Origin of the sequence: Herbiconiux sp., assembly GCF_004297105.1 — a bacterium.
Classification (GTDB): domain Bacteria; phylum Actinomycetota; class Actinomycetes; order Actinomycetales; family Microbacteriaceae; genus Herbiconiux.
This window is the reverse complement of the sequence record NZ_SCVE01000018.1, coordinates 55,921-72,909: the sequence shown is the minus strand read 5'-3', so window position 1 is coordinate 72,909 and position 16,989 is coordinate 55,921. Positions and strand designations below refer to the sequence as shown.

Genomic DNA, 16,989 nt, shown 5'->3' with positions numbered 1-16,989 from the left:
TGCGCCATGTGTGCCCCCGTTCTGAGACCCGCGGCCCCTCTCCCTTCTACAACCTCGAGCGGAATCCGCAAGGGCGCGTCTGTGCAGGTCACTGGTCATACCTGGCGATGCAGCATATGCTGTTATGCATGACAAGTGAGGTGGGCGCCCAGCTGCGCAAAGGCGTGGTGGAGTACTGCGTACTCGGCCTCCTGCAACACGCACCCGCCTACGGCTGGAAGATCTCCGAACGACTCGTCGAATTCGGCCTCATCGGCAGCATCGGCACGCTCTACCCGCTCCTGGCGAGGTTGCGCGCGCAGGGCCTGATCGTGGCCCGTGCCGACGAGTCCGACTCGGCCCGCCCGCGCAAGTACTACACGCTCACCGCGGAAGGCTCGGCCCAGCTGCAGCAGTTCCGCGAGCAGTGGCACCCCTTCGCGCTCGCGGTCGACGCCGTCACCGCCCCCGATCGACCTCCCCAGGAAGGACAGGCCTCATGACCGAACCCACGAGCGACACCGCCCGGCAGTACGTCACCGACTTGGAGGCCGCACTCGCCGCGGCTCCCGCGGCCGTGCGCACCGAGATCGTGACGGATGTCGCGGGCGAGCTGCAGGGCCTCACCGACGCCGAGGCGCGCGAGCGTATCGCCGGGCTGGGCGACCCGCAGAGGATCGCGGCGGATGCGGCAGCGCAGAGCGCATCCGACGCCCCCTCCGGCGCACCGCGCACTGCGCCCGCGTCGACGACCTATCCCACGATCACCGCGATCGTGCTGACGGTCGGCTGGTACGTCGCCGCACTCGGGTGGATCGCCGGCTTGGTGATGATCGGCGTGGGCGACCGCTGGCGTCCGGCGGAGAAGCGCCGCGCCATCCTCACGTCGATCGGTGGAACAGTCGTCGGAATCGTGGCGTTGCTCGTGTTCCGCAAGACGGATTCGGGCCTGATCGGCTTGGCGGCCTTCCTGGTCATCCCGCTGATCACGAACATCTTCGTCAGTTCGTATCTCCGCCGCACCTGGCGGTGAGCACGGGCGCCGAGCGATCGGCACCCCGGTCGACCTCTCAGTTCGTGCGCAGGGACAGGTACTTCGCGATGAGCGCCTTCGTCGACGAGTCCTGCGACTCGAGCGCCGCTGCATCCCCGTCGACCGCGGGAGCGATCTGCAGGGCGAGCTGCTTGCCGAGCTCCACACCCCATTGGTCGAACGAGTCGATGCCCCAGATGGTTCCCTCGGTGAACACGATGTGCTCGTAGAGCGCGATCAGCTGACCCACGACCGACGGCGTGAGCGCCGGCGCGAGGATCGAGGTCGTGGGGCGGTTGCCGCTGAACACCCGCGCCGGAACCACCGACTCGGCCGTGCCCTCGGCGCGCACCTCGTCGGCCGTCTTGCCGAACGCGAGCGCCTTGGTCTGCGCGAAGAAGTTGGCGAGGAAGAGCGAGTGCACGTCGGCGCCCGGTTCGACCGCGTGGCCGTCGCCCGTGCCATCCTTCAGGGGATGCGCGGGGTTGGCCACCGCGATGAAGTCGGCCGGGATGAGGCGCGTGCCCTGGTGGATGAGCTGGTAGAAGGCGTGCTGGCCGTTGGTGCCCGGCTCACCCCAGAAGATCTCGCCGGTGTCGGTGGTGACGGGGGAGCCGTCCCACCGCACGCTCTTGCCGTTCGACTCCATCGTGAGCTGCTGCAGGTAGGCCGGGAAGCGGTGCAGATACTGCGCATACGGGAGCACGGCGTGGCTCTGTGCGCCGAGGAAGTTCGTGTACCAGACGTTCAGCAGCCCCATCAGCACGGGCACGTTCTTCTCGAGCGGCGTGGTGCGCATGTGCTCGTCGATGGCATGGAAGCCGCCGAGGAAGTCGCGGAAGCCGTCGGGCCCGATCGCGATCGCCACCGAGGTGCCGATTGCCGAGTCGACCGAGTAGCGGCCGCCCACCCAGTCCCAGAACCCGAACGCGTTCTCGGGATCGATGCCGAACGCCGCCACCTTGTCGAGGGCCGTGGAGACGGCCACGAAGTGCTTGGCGACGGCGGCGGTGCGCGCCTCCTCCGTGTCGGCGATGGATCCGGATGCGCCCAGTCGCTCCCACAGCCACTGTCGCGCGAGGCGGGCGTTGGTGAGGGTCTCGAGCGTGCCGAAGGTCTTGGAGGCCACGATGAAGAGGGTGGTCTCGGGGTCGAGACCGGCCGTCTTCTCGTAGATGTCGGAGGGGTCGATGTTGGAGACGAAGCGGCACTCGAGGCCCTCTTGCACGTAGGGCTTGAGTGCTTCGTAGACCATCACGGGCCCGAGGTCGGAGCCGCCGATACCGATGTTCACGACGGTCTCGATGCGCTTGCCGGTGACGCCGGTCCACTCGCCCGAGCGCACGCGTTCGGCGAAGGCGAACACCTTGTCGAGGGTGGCGTGCACCTCGGCGTCGATGTCGGCACCGTCGACCACGAAGCCGGCCGGGGGAGCGAGCTCGCCGGCTCCTGATGCGTCGGCAGCGGGTCGGCGCAGGGCGGTGTGCAGCACGGCCCGGTTCTCGGTGACGTTGATGTGCTCGCCGGCGATCATGGCCTCGTAGCGTTCGGCGACGCCCGAATCCTTCGCCACAGCGAGGAGGTGCGCGAGGATCTCCTCGGTGATGAGGTTCTTCGAGAGGTCGACCGTCAGATCGGCGGCCTGGAAGGTATACGTCTCGGCGCGGTTCGCGTCGGTAGCGAACCATCCGCGCAGGTCGGGGGCGAACCCGGAGGCGATGCCGCCGAGTGCCTTCCAGGCGTCGGTGGTGGTGGGGTCGAGGGGCGTCGCTTCGGCCATGATCTCTCCAGTTCGCAGGCGGTGCGGGCGCCCGTCACACCGCGAGACGCCCACCACAGAACCTACCGGTCCCGACTGGCTCACAGGGCGAAATTCCGCGTCCCCCGGAGCCGGCCGGGCCGCACCGGTCAGACGCCGACGCGGGCGAACGCGTCGAGGCTGATACCCGCGTCGAGAACGACCTTCGCCCACTCGCGCGCGGTGTGCAGCGAGTGGTCGCGGTAGTTGCCGCACTCGAGCGCCGACACGGCGGGGATGTCGGCCTCGACGGCCTCCTCGGCGATGAAGCGGAGGCTCGAGGAGAGCGCTGCGACGACATCCGCCACCTCGGGCTCGCCCCACATGAGCAGGTGGAAGCCGGTGCGGCAGCCGAACGGCGAGAGGTCGATCACCCCGTCGATGCGGTCGCGCAGCAGGCCGGCGAGCATGTGCTCGAGGGTGTGGATGCCCGCGGTGGGGATCTCCTGCACGTTCGGCTGCGTCAGCCGCACGTCGAAGTTGGTGATGGTGCCGCCGCCCGGTCCGTGCTCCACGCCGATGCGGCGCACATAGGGGGCGAGCACGGCAGTGTGGTCCAGGGTGAAGCTCTCGATCTCGGCCATCAGTCAGTTCCTCAGTTCTTGTTCGCGAACGCATCGAGGCGTTCGATCAACTCGTTCAGTGTGGACTCGTCGTTCACGAGGCCGATTCGGATGTGACCCCGACCTCGAGGCCCGAAGCCGTCACCGGGTGCGACGGCGACCCGGGCCTCCTCCCGGAGCTCCCGCGCGAAGCGCAGCGCGTCGGTGTCGTGGCCCTGCAATCGCACCCATACGAAGAACGTACCCTCCGGCGCTGTGACCTCCCAGCCGATGCGTCGGAGGCCCGTCACCACGAGGTCGCGGCGTCGCTCGTAGACGCGCACCAGCTCCAGGGCGGCGGACTGGTCGCCGCCCAGGGCCGCCGCTGCGGCTTCCTGCGAGGCGCCGAACATCGTGCTGAACGCCTGGGCCTGGTAGCGCTTCATGGCAGAGATGAGCGAGGTGTTGCCGGCCGCGAATCCGATGCGCCAGCCGGCCATGCTGTACGTCTTCGAGAGGGTCTGCGCCTCGACGGTCACCGCGAAGTCGCGGTCGACGGCGAGGGCCGACAGGGGAGTGCGCCCGTCGAAGCCCAGCGACGAGTAGGCGAAGTCGTGCACGAAGGCCGCCCCCGTGCGCTCGGCGAAACGGATGGCGCCCTCGAACGCCTGCGGGGTGGCGAGCGCTCCGGTGGGGTTGTTCGGGTAGTTGAGCAGCAGAATCGCGGCCCGTTCCAGCTGGTCGAGCGCGGCGAAGTCGGGCTGGTAGCCCGGTTCTTCGAGCGGCAGCGGCACGATCCGGCCGCCCGCGAGGTCGGTGGCCGAGGTGTACATCGGGTAGCCCGGATCCGGCAGCACCACGGCCTCGCCCGGGTCGACGTGCGACAGCACGGCGGCCATGATCGCTTCGTGGGAGCCGTGGAAGACGGCCACCTGCGCATCCGGGTCGATCCCGACGCCGTGGTCGTCTCGGTAGCGCTTCGCCACGGCCTCCCGGAAGGCGGCTCGGCCCACGTAGGCGGGATAGCGGTGGTTGGCCGCGTCCGCCACCTCGCGCTGCATTGCCGCCACGATGTGTTCGGGGGTGGGCAGATCCGGGTTGCCCTTCGAGACGTCGATCATCCGCGGGCCGGGCTCGGTGGACAGACGCAGGATCTCGCGATCCATCTCGCCCCAGAAGTTCGGCGGCAGGGCCTGCACCCGGGCCGCGGGCCGGAAGTCGACCACGCTCACCGCCGCCTGAACCGGCGCGCGATGACCGTTCCGAGCAGCTGGATGCCCTGCACGAGCACGATCAGGGTGATGACGGTGAGGATCATCGCGAAGGTGTCGTACCGCTGGTAGCCGTAGGAGATCGCCAGGTCGCCGATTCCACCGGCGCCCACGGTGCCCGCCATCGCGGTGGCGTCGAGCAGGCCGACGGAGGCGATGGTGACGGCCAGGATCAGCGACCCACGAGCCTCGGGCAGCATGAAGCGCCAGAAGATCTGCCAGGGCGACGCGCCCATCGCTCGCGCGGCCTCCACTACTCCACGGGGCACCTCGAGCAGCGAGTTCTCCACAAGTCGGCCGATGTAGGGCGCGATCATCACGGTGAGGGGCACGATTGCTGCCCAGACACCGATGCTCGTGCCGGCGATTAGCCGGGTGAACGGAAGGATGGCCACGAGGAGGATGATGAACGGCAATGACCTGATGAGGTTCACCACCACGGCGAGCCCGAGGCTGATCGGCTTGTTCTCGAGCACCCCACCCGCTCGGGTGAGCGCGAGCGTTGCGCCGATGAGTACGCCGAGGATCGAGCCCAGCACGAGCGAGACGCCGAGCATCTGCAGGGTCTCGCCGAGCGCTTTGAAGAACATCTCGGGGGTGATGAGGGTCCACTTGTCACCGCTCATGCCTGCACCTCCTCGACGTGCACGACCCGCTCCTGCAGATAGGCGCGCGCCTCGAGCACCTGCGCGGCAGGGCCGGTCACCTTGACGATCATCTGGCCCACCGTGTGGTCCTGAATCTCGGTCATGTCGGCGTGCAGCAGGTTCACCTCGACGCCGAACCGGGTGATGAGGTCGGAGACGAGCGGCTGCGTCACCTCGTCGTCGACGAGCAGCAGCCGCCAGAGGCCGTCTCCGCCGAGGTGGTCGACCACGCGGTCGGGCAGGCCCTGGGGCACCACGGTGGTGACGAAGTCGCGGGTGATGGGGGAGCGCGGGTGCAGGAAGGTGTCAAGCACGGAGCCCTGCTCCACGATCGCGCCGTCGGCCATCACGGCCACCTCGCTCGCCAGATCCTTGATCACGTCCATCTCGTGGGTCACCACGAGGATCGTGGTGCCGTACTCCGCGTTGATGTCACGGAGCAGCTGGATAATCTGGGCCGTCGTGGTGGGGTCGAGAGCGCTGGTCGCCTCATCCGACAGCAGGATGCGCGGGTTGCGCACGAGAGCCCGTGCGATTCCCACGCGTTGCTTCTGACCGCCCGAGAGCTCCCCGGCGAAGCTTCCCGCCTTTGCACCGAGACCGACGAAATCGAGAACCTCCTCGGCCCGAGCTCGGGCGGCGGCGACACCCACCCCGTCGAGGCGCAGCGGCATCGCGACGTTGTCGCGCACCCGAACGGTGTCGAGCAGATTGAACTGCTGGAAGATCATGCCGGTGCGCTTCTGCGCGGTGCGGAGCTTCGCGCCTCGCAGCGCTCCCACGTCGATGCCGTCGACGAGCACGCGACCTGAGGTGGGCCGTTCGATACCGTTCACCATCCGGATCAGCGTCGACTTGCCGGCACCGCTGTAGCCGATCACACCGAAGATCGTGCCGGGCTCGATCTCCAGGCGAACGTCCCGCAGGGCCGCCGTCGCCACCTTCTTCTGGGTGGTGAAGGTCTTCGACACGCCGTCGAAGACGATGCGGCCCTCACTCGAGCGTTCGGCCACGGGGCTCGAAGGAGACTGTGCGCTCAATTGAACCATTCGGGCAGGTTGTAGCCGTCGTACTGCGAGTCGCCCTTGATGTAGTCGATGAACTCCTGCGACTGGTAGGCCGCCTTGATGGCCTTCGCCCAATCGGAGTCGACGTCTTCGGAGCGCACCGCGACGACGTTCGAGAACTCGAGCGGCTGGTCTTCGACCGCCAGGGCATCGTTGTAGTCGAGGCCGCCGGAGATGATGAAGTTGCCCTGGATGGTGGCGTAATCCACATCCTGGAGCGACGGCACCTGCTGGGCGTTCTCGATGGGCGTGATGTTCAGGTTGTGCGGGTTCGAGGTGATGATCGAGACATCGGCGGTGTTGGGGTCGTCGATGTCATCGAAATCGATCAGCCCGGCGTCGCGCAGGATGAGGAGACCGCGGTAGAGGTTCGACGGCGAGTTCGGCACGGTGACCGTGGCGCCGTCTTTCACGTCGTCGAGCGAGGTCGACTTGCCACCGAACAGGCCCATGCGGGGGGTCGGCACCTGCACCAGGGCGGCGTTGTCGATGCCCTCCTGGTCGTTCACGAACTGCATGTAGACGGGGTGCTGGATGATGTTGGCGTCGATCTCGCCGCTGGAGACGGCGACGTTCACGACGATGCCGTCGGTGAAGTCCTGATCCGTGACGGTGTAGCCCTCGGCCTCGAGGATCGGGAGGATGCCCCCGTCGAACATCTCCTTGTACGGGCCGGGGTTGAAGCCGATCGTGATGTCGGTCTTGCCGGCGGATGCGCCGTCGGTCGAGGTGGCTGCGCTCGTGTCGCCGCCGCTGGAGCAGGCGGCGGTTCCGAGCAGGATGGCGGCGGCGGCCGCTCCGAGGAGTGCGATGCGAACGGATTTCATGAAGGCCTCTTCTGCTGGATGACGGAGGGGGCGCCGATTGCTGTATCTACGCCGGAATCGACAGTAGCCAGACGGCGAGCGACAGCCGATTCCTGAGGTCACACAGCGCAACACTCGATCGGTGGGCCTCAGCGGGGCGTGCCGAACCAGCGGAGGAGGTGCGGTTCGAGGGCATCCTGGTCGGTGCCCGTCCAGGCCACGTGGCCATCAGGGCGGAGGAGCGCTGCGGGTGCCTCGAGGCGCGGGGTGCCGTCGACGAGGTGGTCGACGCGATCGTCCCAGCCGTGCGTCGACAGCGTGCCGGTGGTGTCGAGGAGGAGACCGCGACCCGCGTGGAGGTGGTCGTAGAGGCGACCTGACGAGAGGGGGAGATCGCGCATCCGGGTGCCGGTCACGGAGTGCCCGTCGCCGCCGAGGGCGTAGCGGATGCCGATGCCGCTCACCTTCTCGCCGATCGCGCGGCTCACGTCATCGAGGCCCATCAGCTCGGTCAGCAGCCGCCGCACCGCCTGCGGCCCGGGCTCGGGGGAGAGCAGCACGCTCTGTGCGCGGGTGAGCGTGAGCACCTCCTCGGCCACCGGATGCCGCTCGTGGAAGTAGCTGTCGAGCAGCCCGGCGGGCGCCCATCCTCGCACGTCGGCGGCCAGCTTCCAGCCGAGGTTGAAGGCATCCTGGATGCCGAGGTTCAGACCCTGCCCACCGAGCGGCGGATGCACGTGCGCCGCGTCTCCGGCGATCAGCACCCGTCCCACCCGGTAGCGCTCCGCGAGTCGTGTGGCATCCGTGAACCGCGTCAGCGAGCGCGGCGCATGCGCGCCGAAGTCGGTGCCCGCGAATGCCCTCAGCTGAGTTCGCAACTCCTCGAGCGCCGGAGCCACCGTGCGATCCGCGGCGACGGATGCGGCGGGCACCACGGCACGGAACAGTCCGTCGTCCGCGGGCCCGATCCCGAACCCCCGATGCACGGCCCGCACCCGGTCGGACACCGCGGCGATCTCCTCGGGGGTCGAGGTCACGGCGACCTCTCCGAGCAGCCACTCGGTGGTGGCGGCCTCGCCGGGGAAGGGGATGCCGAGCTGTTTCCGCACCAGACTGCGCCCGCCGTCGCATCCGACCAGCCAGCGTGAACGCAGGCGCGTACCGTCGGCCAGGTCGACGGTGACGCCGTGATCGTCGTGGTCGAAGCCGGTCAGGGCCGCTCCCCGGCGGAGCTGCGCGCCGAGCTCGATCGCTCGCTCGGTGAGGAGCCGATCGGTCACCGGCTGGGGGAGCCCGAGGATGTAGTCGTGCGCCGAGTCGAGTGGCACCCGGTGCGGCGGCACGATTCCGGCGAGGCTGCCGCCGGCGCCGGGATACCGCCGCCCCACCGCGAGAAAGCGGTCGAGCACACCACGCTGGTCGAGGATCTCGATGCTGCGCGGGTGAAGGCCCAGCGATCGCACGGCGCGGCTCGGCTCGATGTCGCGCTCGAGCACGAGCACCTCCACATCGTGCAGCCGCAGCTCGGCGGCGAGCATCATCCCCGTCGGTCCGCCCCCACTGATGATCACGTCGAACACCGGGATCCCCCTTCCCGCGGTGCCGACAATCGGCCCGCGACCAGCCATTCTGCCTCGTCGAGGGGTGCTTGCCGCAAGCCCCCGGCGACGCGATATCCTGGTAGTGGCACGGAGATGAGCCCGGCGTGACCGGGCCTGCCGATTGCCGTGCGGGTGTGGCCGCTTCATCTCATCGCTCTCCGCGGGCCGATGCCGCGCGTCGTACCGCGTACGCCGGGCATCTGCGATCGCGTCCGGGGTGCCGGTCGGCGGTCGCCAGCACCCGCCCGCGAGCGCTTCGCATATTGCCTCTTGCATCCGGCGACCATCGTTGCTAGTTTCGAACCGGTTCGAATCGAACCGGTTCGACAAGTCGATGGAGACGAAGATGGTAACGATCGGAGACGTGGCACGCGTCGCAGGTGTCTCACGCAGTACGGCATCGTACGCACTGTCGGGCAAACGCTCCATCTCCGCCGAAGTGCGCGACAAGGTCGAGCAGGCGGTTCGGGATCTGGGCTACACACCCAACGCCGGGGCCAAGGCGCTCGCGACCTCGCAGACGCAGGTGCTCGGCCTGCTGGCCCGCTTTCTCGAAGACGAGTTCGCCCCCGCGATGCTCCAGTACATCCTCGGCGTCACGAACGAGGCCCGAGCCCGCGGCTACGACACGCTGCTGATCACGGATGAAGACGGTGTGGCCGCTCTCCGGCGCATCTCGGAATCGCGAATGGTCGACGGGTTCATCCTGCTGAACGTGGCCGAGAGCGACGACCGGCTGGGCTTCCTCCGCGCTGCGAGCCAGCCCGGCACTCTCGTCGGTCTGCCGGGCGACCCGACGGGCCTCGACGTGTTCGACCTCGACTTCGTCGCGGCCGGGCGGCTCATGGTGGAGACCCTGCACGAGCTCGGTCACCGGAGCCTCATCCTGGTCTCCCAGCCGGAGCACGTGCTGGAGCGGGGCGGGGCGTACGTCTCGAGGCTCGCGAACGCGGCCCAGCAGCGGGCCGCCGAGCTCGGCGTCGAGCTCCACCACCACTTCGGAGCATCGAGCCAGCCGCAGATCGGTGTGGAGCTCGCGAATCTTCTCGATGCCCATCCGGAGGCCACCGGCCTCCTGCTGAACAACGAGGCAGCGGCCGCTGCGCTGCCGAACGTGCTGCAGTCGCGCGGACTCGCCTCACCGGCCGACATCTCCGTGATCGGTCGCTATTCGGACGACTTCGCCCGAACCTTCTCGCTTCCCTACTCCGCCATCGACAGTGCCGCCGACGAACTGGGTCGCCGCGCTGTCGAGCGTCTCGTCTCCCGCATCGAAGGCACCGTTGATGCGGAATCACCCGTTGTCGATCTGTTCGCGCCCAGGATCGACGACCGCGGCAGTACTTCTGTACCGCCGACCCGTCAGTAACACACCAAGGGGTCCGGTCTCCGGACTTGTTCAAGGAGGAACACGCATGATCACCAAGAAGCTCCGCGCGCCGATCGTCGTCGCCGTCGCAGCACTCGCAGTTGGCGCTCTCGCAGGCTGCACCGGTTCCGGCGGAGGTGATGCGGCAGCGACCGACTCCGCCGGCGGCACGTACACCTGGTGGGACCCGTACCCCCAGCACGAGGAGGGGTCGGACTGGGCCAATCGGGTCCAGGCCTGTGGAACCGAGGCCGGGGTCACCATCGAGCGAACCGCCTACGACACGACGTCGCTCACGAACCAGGCACTCCTCTCGGCCCAGGAGGGCACGTCGCCCGACGTGATCCTGCTGGACAACCCCGCCGTCTCGACCCTCGCCGACACCGGGATGCTCACCACCACCGATGAGCTCGGTCTCGACACCTCCGGGCTCGACGCCAACCTGCTCGCCGCGGGTGAGCTGGACGGCAGCGACTATGGTGTGCCGATCGGCGCCAACACGCTCGCGCTGTACTACAACGCCGACATCCTCACGGCAGCCGGTGTCGACCCGGCCTCGATCACGAGCTGGTCGGCGCTGAGCGACGCACTCGCCAAGGTCACCGCGGCGGGCCACAAGGGCATCACCTTCGCCGGGATCAACACCGAAGAGGGCTCGTTCCAGTTCCTGCCCTGGTTCTGGGGCTCCGGTGCCGACCTCACGCAGCTCGACTCGCCTGAGGCCGTCAAGGCGCTCACGCTGTGGACCGACTGGGTGAAGCAGGGCTACGCCCCGCAGTCGGTGATCGGCAACTCGCAGAACACCAGCTGGGAGGAGTTCATCACGGGTGACTTCGCCTTCGCGGAGAACGGCACCTGGCAGGTCGACAGCGCTGCCAAGCAGAGCTTCGCGACCGGCGTCATCGAGCTGCCGGCGATCGACTCCGGCGTCGCCCCTGCCCCGACCGGTGGCGAGTTCATCACCGCTCCCGTGCAGAAAGACACCTCCCGCTACGAGACCACCAAGAAGATCGTCGACTGCATGACGACTCCGGAGGGCTTCGTCGAGACCGCCAACACCTTCGCCTACTACATCCCGCCGACCAGCGACGGTCAGTCGAAGCTGCTGGAGGAGCACCCTGAGCTCACGACCTGGGTCTCGGCCGTCAAGGCCGCCAAGGGGCGCACCAGCGACAACCTCGGCACCGACTACCCGCTGATCTCCGAGCAGTTGTGGACGGCTGTGCAGAGTGCTCTCTCCGGGGCGTCGACGCCTCAGGATGCGCTCACCGCGGCCCAGCAGGCCGCATCCGCTGCGACGAACGGCAAGTAGCACCCGATTCCGGGGAGGGCGGGCGAACCGCCCGTCCTCCCCGGAACATCCGATGAAGGACTGGTCATGACCATCAAAACAGTGCCGGACACGCGACCGGAACGCGACGCCGCTCCGGTCGCGGAGCTCCCGCGCAAGCGCCGGCGGGCGGGGCTGAACGGCTCGCGCTGGGCCGCGGCAGGGTTCGCCGCACCACTCGTGGTGTACCTGCTCGCGTTCTACGCGTATCCGTTGATCCGCAGCATCGATCTCAGCGTGCACGACTACACCGTGCGGGCCTTCGTGCAGGGAAATGCGGAGTTCGTCGGACTGCAGAACTACATCGACGTCGTCACCTCACCGCTGTTCGGTCAGGCCCTCGGCAACACCGTGGTGTTCGTCGTGGGCTCTCTGATCTTCCAGTACGCGATCGGACTGGCGCTCGCGGTGTTCTTCCGCAACAGCTTCCGCCTCAGCGGCATCCTGCGGGCGCTGTTCCTCGTGCCGTGGCTGCTGCCCCTCATCGTCTCCGGATCGACCTGGGCCTGGATGCTGAACAGCGACAACGGCATCGTGAACTCGTTCCTGCAGGCCTTCGGCATCGGCCAGATCAACTGGCTCACCTCGCCCGACACCTCCATGATCGCGGTGATCATCGCCAACATCTGGCTGGGTATCCCGTTCAACCTGGTCATCCTCTACTCCGGCCTGCAGAGCATCCCCGAAGACGTCTACGAGGCAGCCTCACTCGACGGTGCGGGCGCCTGGCGGCAGTTCTGGAGCATCACGTTCCCGCTGCTGCGACCGGTGTCGGCCATCACGCTCCTGCTCGGGCTCGTCTACACCCTGAAGGTCGTGGACATCATCTGGGTGATGACGAGCGGTGGCCCGGCGAACTCCACGACGACCCTGGCCATCTGGTCGTACCGAGAGGCTTTCGGAACCGGCCAGCCCGACCTCTCGCCGGCCGCCGCGGTCGGCAACATCCTCATCATCATCGCCCTGATCTTCGGATTCATCTATCTGAAGATGCAGCGGCGTCAGGAGAACTCATGACCGCCCGGCGCCCGTGGTGGAAGACGATGCTCGGCATCGTGTTCACCGCTCTGATGCTCTTCCCCGTCTACTGGATGGTGAACGTGTCGTTCACCAAGACGCAGGACCTCCGACTCAGCCCTCCGCACATCTTCCCGACCGACCCGACCCTCGACGGCTACACCGAGGTGTTGCGTCAGCAGCTGCCGAACCTCGGCACGAGCCTCCTGATCGGGCTGGGCTGCGTCGCCCTCACGCTCGTCATCGCGGCGCCGGCGGGCTACGCCATCGCGCTGCTGAACATGCGCGGTGGCCGCACTCTGAACTTCGTGCTGCTGGTGGCCCAGATGATCCCCGGCGTCGTCATGGCGATGGGCTTCTACGCGATCTACGTGCGGCTCGGGTTGCTCAACAGCGTCGGGGGACTCATCCTCGCCGACTCCACCATCGCCGTGCCCTTCGGTGTGCTGCTGTTCACGGCCTTCATGAGCGGACTTCCCCGCGAACTGCTCCAAGCGGCGCGCATCGACGGAGCGGGTGCCTGGCGCACCTTCATCTCGGTGGTGATGCCGCTCAGCCGCAACTCGGCTCTGACCGTGGCGCTGTTCGCGTTCCTCTGGGCGTGGTCGGACTTCGTGTTCGCGTCGACCCTGGCGAGGAACTCCGTGCTGAAGCCCGTGACCCTCGGCATCTACTCGTACATCGGCAACAACACGACGCAGTGGAACGCCATCATGGCCACCGCCGTCGTGGCCTCCATCCCCGCGGCGATCCTGCTCATCGTCGCCCAGCGCTACGTCGCCGCCGGTGTCACCGCCGGCGCAGTGAAGGACTGAACCCGTGACTCTGTCCGTCTCCGCCGCCGAGGCGGCCCCCGATCTCGCCGCCTCGGCATCGGCGCCGGTCATCCCCTCGTCGGGACCTCGTCGAGGGATCGGCATCACCGACGCGACGCTGGATCCGATCGGCTTCTGGGGCCGTCGCCAGAACGTCAATGCCCGCGCCACCCTGCAGCACTGCCTGCAGTGGATGGAGCGGCTGGGCTGGCTGGAGAACTTCGACCGGGTGGCCCGCGGGGAGACGATCACCGACCGTCCCGGCTGGCAGTTCTCGGACTCGGAGGTCTACAAGCTCCTGGAGGCGATGGCCTGGGAACTCGCCCGCTCCGCCGATCCCGGTCTGCAGACGGCATTCGATGCGCTCGTGGAGCGCGTGGGCGACGCGCAGGATGCCGACGGGTACCTCAACACGGCGTTCGGGCATCCCGGGCTCCCGTCCCGGTACTCCGACCTGGCGATGGGGCACGAGCTCTACAACGTCGGTCACCTGCTGCAGGCGGCGGTGGCGCAGCAGCGCAGTGGTGGTGACGATCGGCTGGTGCAGATCGCGCGGCGCGCGGCAGATCAGCTGTACGAAGAATTCGGGCCGGCCGGCCGCATCGCGGTGTGCGGTCATCCCGAGATAGAGGTGGCGCTCGTCGAAGCGGGGCGCGCATTCGGCGAGCGTCGCTACCTCGAATTGGCAGGGCTGTTCGTGGAACGCCGAGGGCACGGCCTCCTGCCGGAGATCCCGTTGCTGTCGGCGGAGTACTTCCAGGACGACACGCCGGTCCGGGATGCGACCGTTCTGCGCGGCCATGCGGTCAGAGCCCTCTACCTCACGGCGGGAGCTCTGGACGTGGCCGTCGAGACCGATGACCGGGTGCTGTTCGACGCCGTGGTGCGTCAGTGGGAGAACACGGTGGCCCGCCGCACCTATGTCACCGGCGGAATGGGATCGCGGCACCAGGACGAGGGGTTCGGCGACGACTGGGAGCTCCCCGCCGACCGCGCCTACTGCGAGACCTGCGCGGGGGTGGGATCGATCATGCTCGCCTGGCGGCTCTACCTGGCGACGGGGGAGGTGCGGTACGCCGACCTCATCGAGCGCACGATGTTCAATGTGGTCGCCACCTCCCCGAGCGGCGACGGCCGGTCGTTCTTCTATGCGAATCCGCTCCATCAGCGTGAGCGGGGTGCGGAGGCGTTCGACGGAGTCAACAACCGCGCTGAAAGTGGTGTGCGAGCGCCCTGGTTCGACGTCTCGTGTTGTCCCACGAATGTGGCCCGCACTCTCGCGTCTTTGGGTGCCTACCTCGCGGCGGCCGACGAGGAGGGGATCGCGGTGCTGCAGTACGCGGCCGGCGAGCTGCGGCTGGGCGGGTTCTCGCTCCGCACCGAGACGGCGTACCCGGAGGAGGGGACGATCAGCATCCTCGTGCAGAGCGCTCCGGAGAGAGAGTCGCGGTTGCGTCTCCGGATCCCGGATTGGGCCGACGGCGCGACCGTGATGGTCGACGGGGCAGAGCCCCAGCCGGTCGAGCCGGGCTGGGCCGACATCCGCAGAACCTTCGCGGCGGGCGACCGGATCGTGATCGAGCTCCCGGTCGAGCCGCGATTCACCTGGCCCGACCTCCGGATCGATGCCGTGCGCGGCAGCGCGGCCATCGAGCGCGGTCCGCTGGTGCTCTGCCTCGAGTCGACCGATCTGCCGGCCGGGGTCGGGATCGATGCGGTGCGGCTCGACGTGCGCGCTCTCCCGGTGTCGGAGGCGGATGGCGCCCGCGTCACCGCGGAGATCGTTGCTCTGCCCGGGACGGAGAGTGACCTGCCCTATGCGTCGAGCGCGCCGGCATCCGTCGGCTCAGGGCCGATCGAGCTCTCGTTGGTTCCGTATCACCGATGGGCGGAGCGCGGCCCGTCCACGATGCGCGTCTTCCTGCCGCTCGAGGGAACAGCGTGACGGCACCGTCGGCGGCGGGATTCGACATCCGCGACATCCCGTTCAGCCGCCGGGGCGCGTGGTTCGACCTGTCGCCCGTGGTGGCCCTGCACGAGACCCGGGAGAACCTGCACCTCGTCTCCCACCAGACGGGCATGCACGCGGTTCTGGGGTTCGAGCCCTGTCGTGACGGTGTCCTCGTCTCCACGACCACGGAGGTCTGTGCCGCTGCGCTGACTTGGATCGCCGACGACGGCACGATCGAGGCGGTCTTCGACGACGAGAGCACTCTTCGGGTGCGAGGTCGTTCGCTCGACCTGCGGATCGGCGAGGCGGCGACCGAACTCACACCGTTCACCGGCACCTACCTCTTCCAGGATCCGGTCGACGGCGCGGCCGTGTTCACCTCCTACGAGACCGGCCGACGGTACCGGGTGACGGCGCTGTCGGGGGCACTGACCATCGTCGGCGCCGAGCTGCTGGGTGCAGCCGAGCGCGCGGTCACCGCGAGCGGCGACGAGTGGGAGATCGTGATCGAGGAGTACGAGGCGGCCCGGGCACCCTTCGTGCCGCACCGCTCGTTCGACTCCGCGCGCGACGCGGTGGCGGCGGAGTTCGACGACTACGTCGACCGCATCGCCCCCTGGCGGACCGAGAGCACTCCCGCCGCGATCGGCGCCTGCTACGTGCTCTGGTCGGCCACCGTCTCGCCGCGGGGGTTCCTCGAGCGCGAGTCGATCCTGATGTCGAAGCACTGGATGGACAAGGTCTGGAGCTGGGACCACTGCTTCAACGCCCTGGCGCTCTCACCCGGGCTGCCGGCGGAGGCCCTCGACCAGTTCCTCGTGGTCTTCGACCTCCAGGATGGCCGCGGGGCTCTCCCCGACTCCGTCACGCACTCCGAGGTGCTCTACAACTTCGTCAAGCCGCCGATCCACGGCTGGGCGCTGCGCCGGCTCCGGGCCTCGTTGCCGGCCCCACTCGATCTCGGGGTGCTCCGCACGATCTACGACGCACTGGCTCGCTGGACCGGGTTCTGGCTCGAGAACCGTCGCGTGCCGGGCCATCCGCTCGCCCACTACCAGCACGGCAACGACAGCGGGTGGGACAACGCGACCATGTTCGACCGCGATCGCGTGGTGGAGGCTCCCGACCTCGCGGCCTTCCTCACCGTGCAGCTCGACGTGCTGGCCGACCTCGCGACCGAGCTCGGGCTCGAGGACGACGCTGCGCGGTGGCAGGCGGAGTGCGCCGCCATGGGCCGTGCGCTGCTGCACCTCTGGGAAGGCGACGCGTTCGTCGCCCGGAGCGCTCTCAGCGGTCGGGCGAGCAAGACCACGTCGCTTCTCACGGCGCTGCCGATCGTCGCGGCGGACCACCTGCCGGATCAGGTCGTGCGGCGGGTGGCGGAGACGATCGCGGGGCATCTCACCGAGTTCGGGCCGGCCACCCAGCGGGTCGACACCGACGAGTACGAGGGTGACGGCTACTGGCGAGGGCCGATCTGGGCGCCGTCCACCGCCCTCGTCGAGCACGGGCTGCGGCACAGCGGCCACGCCGAGCTCGCGGATGTCGTGAGCCACCGCTTCCTGCGCCTCTGCGAGCGCTCGGGCTTCGCCGAGAACTTCGATGCGCTCACGGGAGAAGCCCTCCGCGACCGGGCCTACACCTGGACGGCGAGCTGCTATCTCGTGCTGGCGCGGGAGGCCGTGGAGCGCGCCCGGGTGCACGCGGAAGCCTGATCGTGTCCGTGCTCACAGCCTGACCGATGCTCGCCCGCAACCGAGGGG

15 protein-coding genes are annotated in these 16,989 nt (G+C 68.5%); 8 read left to right on the top strand and 7 right to left on the bottom strand.

What is annotated here, in order from left to right; genetic code table 11:
• Nucleotides 1–128: 128 nt before the first annotated feature.
• The gene (locus EPO52_RS13915) at nucleotides 129–482 is read left to right on the top strand and encodes a PadR family transcriptional regulator (protein WP_290807520.1); all 354 of its coding nucleotides are present in this window, start codon (nucleotides 129–131) and stop codon (nucleotides 480–482) included.
• Nucleotides 479–1,012: a hypothetical protein gene (locus tag EPO52_RS13910; protein ID WP_290807518.1), complete on the top strand. Its 534-nt coding sequence runs from the start codon at nucleotides 479–481 to the stop codon at nucleotides 1,010–1,012. The genes EPO52_RS13915 and EPO52_RS13910 overlap by 4 nt, the downstream gene beginning before the upstream one ends.
• A 37-nt stretch (nucleotides 1,013–1,049) precedes the next feature.
• On the opposite strand, the gene pgi is transcribed toward EPO52_RS13910, so the two are convergent.
• From pgi to EPO52_RS13875, 7 genes are all read right to left on the bottom strand, one after another.
• Complete coding sequence (gene pgi / locus EPO52_RS13905) at nucleotides 1,050–2,792, bottom strand: glucose-6-phosphate isomerase (RefSeq protein ID WP_290807516.1); 1,743 nt, start codon at nucleotides 2,790–2,792, stop codon at nucleotides 1,050–1,052.
• 128 nt (nucleotides 2,793–2,920) lie between these two features.
• On the bottom strand, nucleotides 2,921–3,394 hold the full coding sequence (locus EPO52_RS13900) for an S-ribosylhomocysteine lyase (protein WP_290807514.1): 474 nt from the start codon (nucleotides 3,392–3,394) through the stop codon (nucleotides 2,921–2,923).
• 11 nt (nucleotides 3,395–3,405) lie between these two features.
• The gene (locus EPO52_RS13895) at nucleotides 3,406–4,584 is read right to left on the bottom strand and encodes an aminotransferase class I/II-fold pyridoxal phosphate-dependent enzyme (RefSeq protein ID WP_290807512.1); all 1,179 of its coding nucleotides are present in this window, start codon (nucleotides 4,582–4,584) and stop codon (nucleotides 3,406–3,408) included.
• A complete protein-coding gene (locus EPO52_RS13890) occupies nucleotides 4,581–5,249 on the bottom strand; it encodes a methionine ABC transporter permease (RefSeq protein ID WP_290807510.1) in 669 nt (222 codons plus the stop codon). The genes EPO52_RS13895 and EPO52_RS13890 overlap by 4 nt, the downstream gene beginning before the upstream one ends.
• Entirely contained in the window at nucleotides 5,246–6,310 is a 1,065-nt protein-coding gene (locus tag EPO52_RS13885) for a methionine ABC transporter ATP-binding protein (protein WP_290807508.1), read from the bottom strand. Before EPO52_RS13885 ends, EPO52_RS13890 begins: the two co-directional genes overlap by 4 nt.
• The gene (locus EPO52_RS13880; RefSeq protein ID WP_290807506.1) at nucleotides 6,307–7,164 is read right to left on the bottom strand and encodes a MetQ/NlpA family ABC transporter substrate-binding protein; all 858 of its coding nucleotides are present in this window, start codon (nucleotides 7,162–7,164) and stop codon (nucleotides 6,307–6,309) included. The genes EPO52_RS13885 and EPO52_RS13880 overlap by 4 nt, the downstream gene beginning before the upstream one ends.
• Nucleotides 7,165–7,292: 128 nt before the next feature.
• Nucleotides 7,293–8,723: an FAD-dependent monooxygenase gene (locus tag EPO52_RS13875; RefSeq protein ID WP_290807504.1), complete on the bottom strand. Its 1,431-nt coding sequence runs from the start codon at nucleotides 8,721–8,723 to the stop codon at nucleotides 7,293–7,295.
• Between the two features lie 385 nt (nucleotides 8,724–9,108).
• Between EPO52_RS13875 and EPO52_RS13870 the strand changes: the two genes are divergently transcribed.
• From EPO52_RS13870 to EPO52_RS13845, 6 genes are all read left to right on the top strand, one after another.
• On the top strand, nucleotides 9,109–10,113 hold the full coding sequence (locus EPO52_RS13870) for a LacI family DNA-binding transcriptional regulator (RefSeq protein ID WP_290807502.1): 1,005 nt from the start codon (nucleotides 9,109–9,111) through the stop codon (nucleotides 10,111–10,113).
• A 46-nt stretch (nucleotides 10,114–10,159) separates the two neighbouring features.
• Complete coding sequence (locus EPO52_RS13865; RefSeq protein ID WP_290807500.1) at nucleotides 10,160–11,425, top strand: extracellular solute-binding protein; 1,266 nt, start codon at nucleotides 10,160–10,162, stop codon at nucleotides 11,423–11,425.
• Between the two features lie 66 nt (nucleotides 11,426–11,491).
• Nucleotides 11,492–12,460 carry a sugar ABC transporter permease gene (locus tag EPO52_RS13860; protein ID WP_290807481.1) on the top strand — a complete coding sequence of 323 codons (969 nt, stop codon included), beginning with the start codon at nucleotides 11,492–11,494 and terminating at the stop codon, nucleotides 12,458–12,460.
• Nucleotides 12,457–13,275 carry a carbohydrate ABC transporter permease gene (locus EPO52_RS13855; RefSeq protein WP_290807479.1) on the top strand — a complete coding sequence of 273 codons (819 nt, stop codon included), beginning with the start codon at nucleotides 12,457–12,459 and terminating at the stop codon, nucleotides 13,273–13,275. The genes EPO52_RS13860 and EPO52_RS13855 overlap by 4 nt, the downstream gene beginning before the upstream one ends.
• Before the next feature lie 4 nt (nucleotides 13,276–13,279).
• On the top strand, nucleotides 13,280–15,220 hold the full coding sequence (locus tag EPO52_RS13850) for a beta-L-arabinofuranosidase domain-containing protein (RefSeq protein WP_290807477.1): 1,941 nt from the start codon (nucleotides 13,280–13,282) through the stop codon (nucleotides 15,218–15,220).
• Nucleotides 15,217–16,941: a glycogen debranching protein gene (locus EPO52_RS13845; protein WP_290807474.1), complete on the top strand. Its 1,725-nt coding sequence runs from the start codon at nucleotides 15,217–15,219 to the stop codon at nucleotides 16,939–16,941. Before EPO52_RS13850 ends, EPO52_RS13845 begins: the two co-directional genes overlap by 4 nt.
• Nucleotides 16,942–16,989 lie beyond the last annotated feature (48 nt).

What these genes read in the sequence shown, in the direction of transcription:
- EPO52_RS13915 (WP_290807520.1), top strand. Translation starts at nt 129, where the DNA reads ATGACAAGTGAGGTGGGCGCCCAGCTGCGCAAAGGCGTGGTGGAGTAC.
- EPO52_RS13910 (WP_290807518.1), top strand. Translation starts at nt 479, where the DNA reads ATGACCGAACCCACGAGCGACACCGCCCGGCAGTACGTCACCGACTTG.
- pgi (WP_290807516.1), bottom strand. Translation starts at nt 2,792, where the DNA reads ATGGCCGAAGCGACGCCCCTCGACCCCACCACCACCGACGCCTGGAAG.
- EPO52_RS13900 (WP_290807514.1), bottom strand. Translation starts at nt 3,394, where the DNA reads ATGGCCGAGATCGAGAGCTTCACCCTGGACCACACTGCCGTGCTCGCC.
- EPO52_RS13890 (WP_290807510.1), bottom strand. Translation starts at nt 5,249, where the DNA reads ATGAGCGGTGACAAGTGGACCCTCATCACCCCCGAGATGTTCTTCAAA.
- EPO52_RS13880 (WP_290807506.1), bottom strand. Translation starts at nt 7,164, where the DNA reads ATGAAATCCGTTCGCATCGCACTCCTCGGAGCGGCCGCCGCCGCCATC.
- EPO52_RS13865 (WP_290807500.1), top strand. Translation starts at nt 10,160, where the DNA reads ATGATCACCAAGAAGCTCCGCGCGCCGATCGTCGTCGCCGTCGCAGCA.
- EPO52_RS13860 (WP_290807481.1), top strand. Translation starts at nt 11,492, where the DNA reads ATGACCATCAAAACAGTGCCGGACACGCGACCGGAACGCGACGCCGCT.
- EPO52_RS13855 (WP_290807479.1), top strand. Translation starts at nt 12,457, where the DNA reads ATGACCGCCCGGCGCCCGTGGTGGAAGACGATGCTCGGCATCGTGTTC.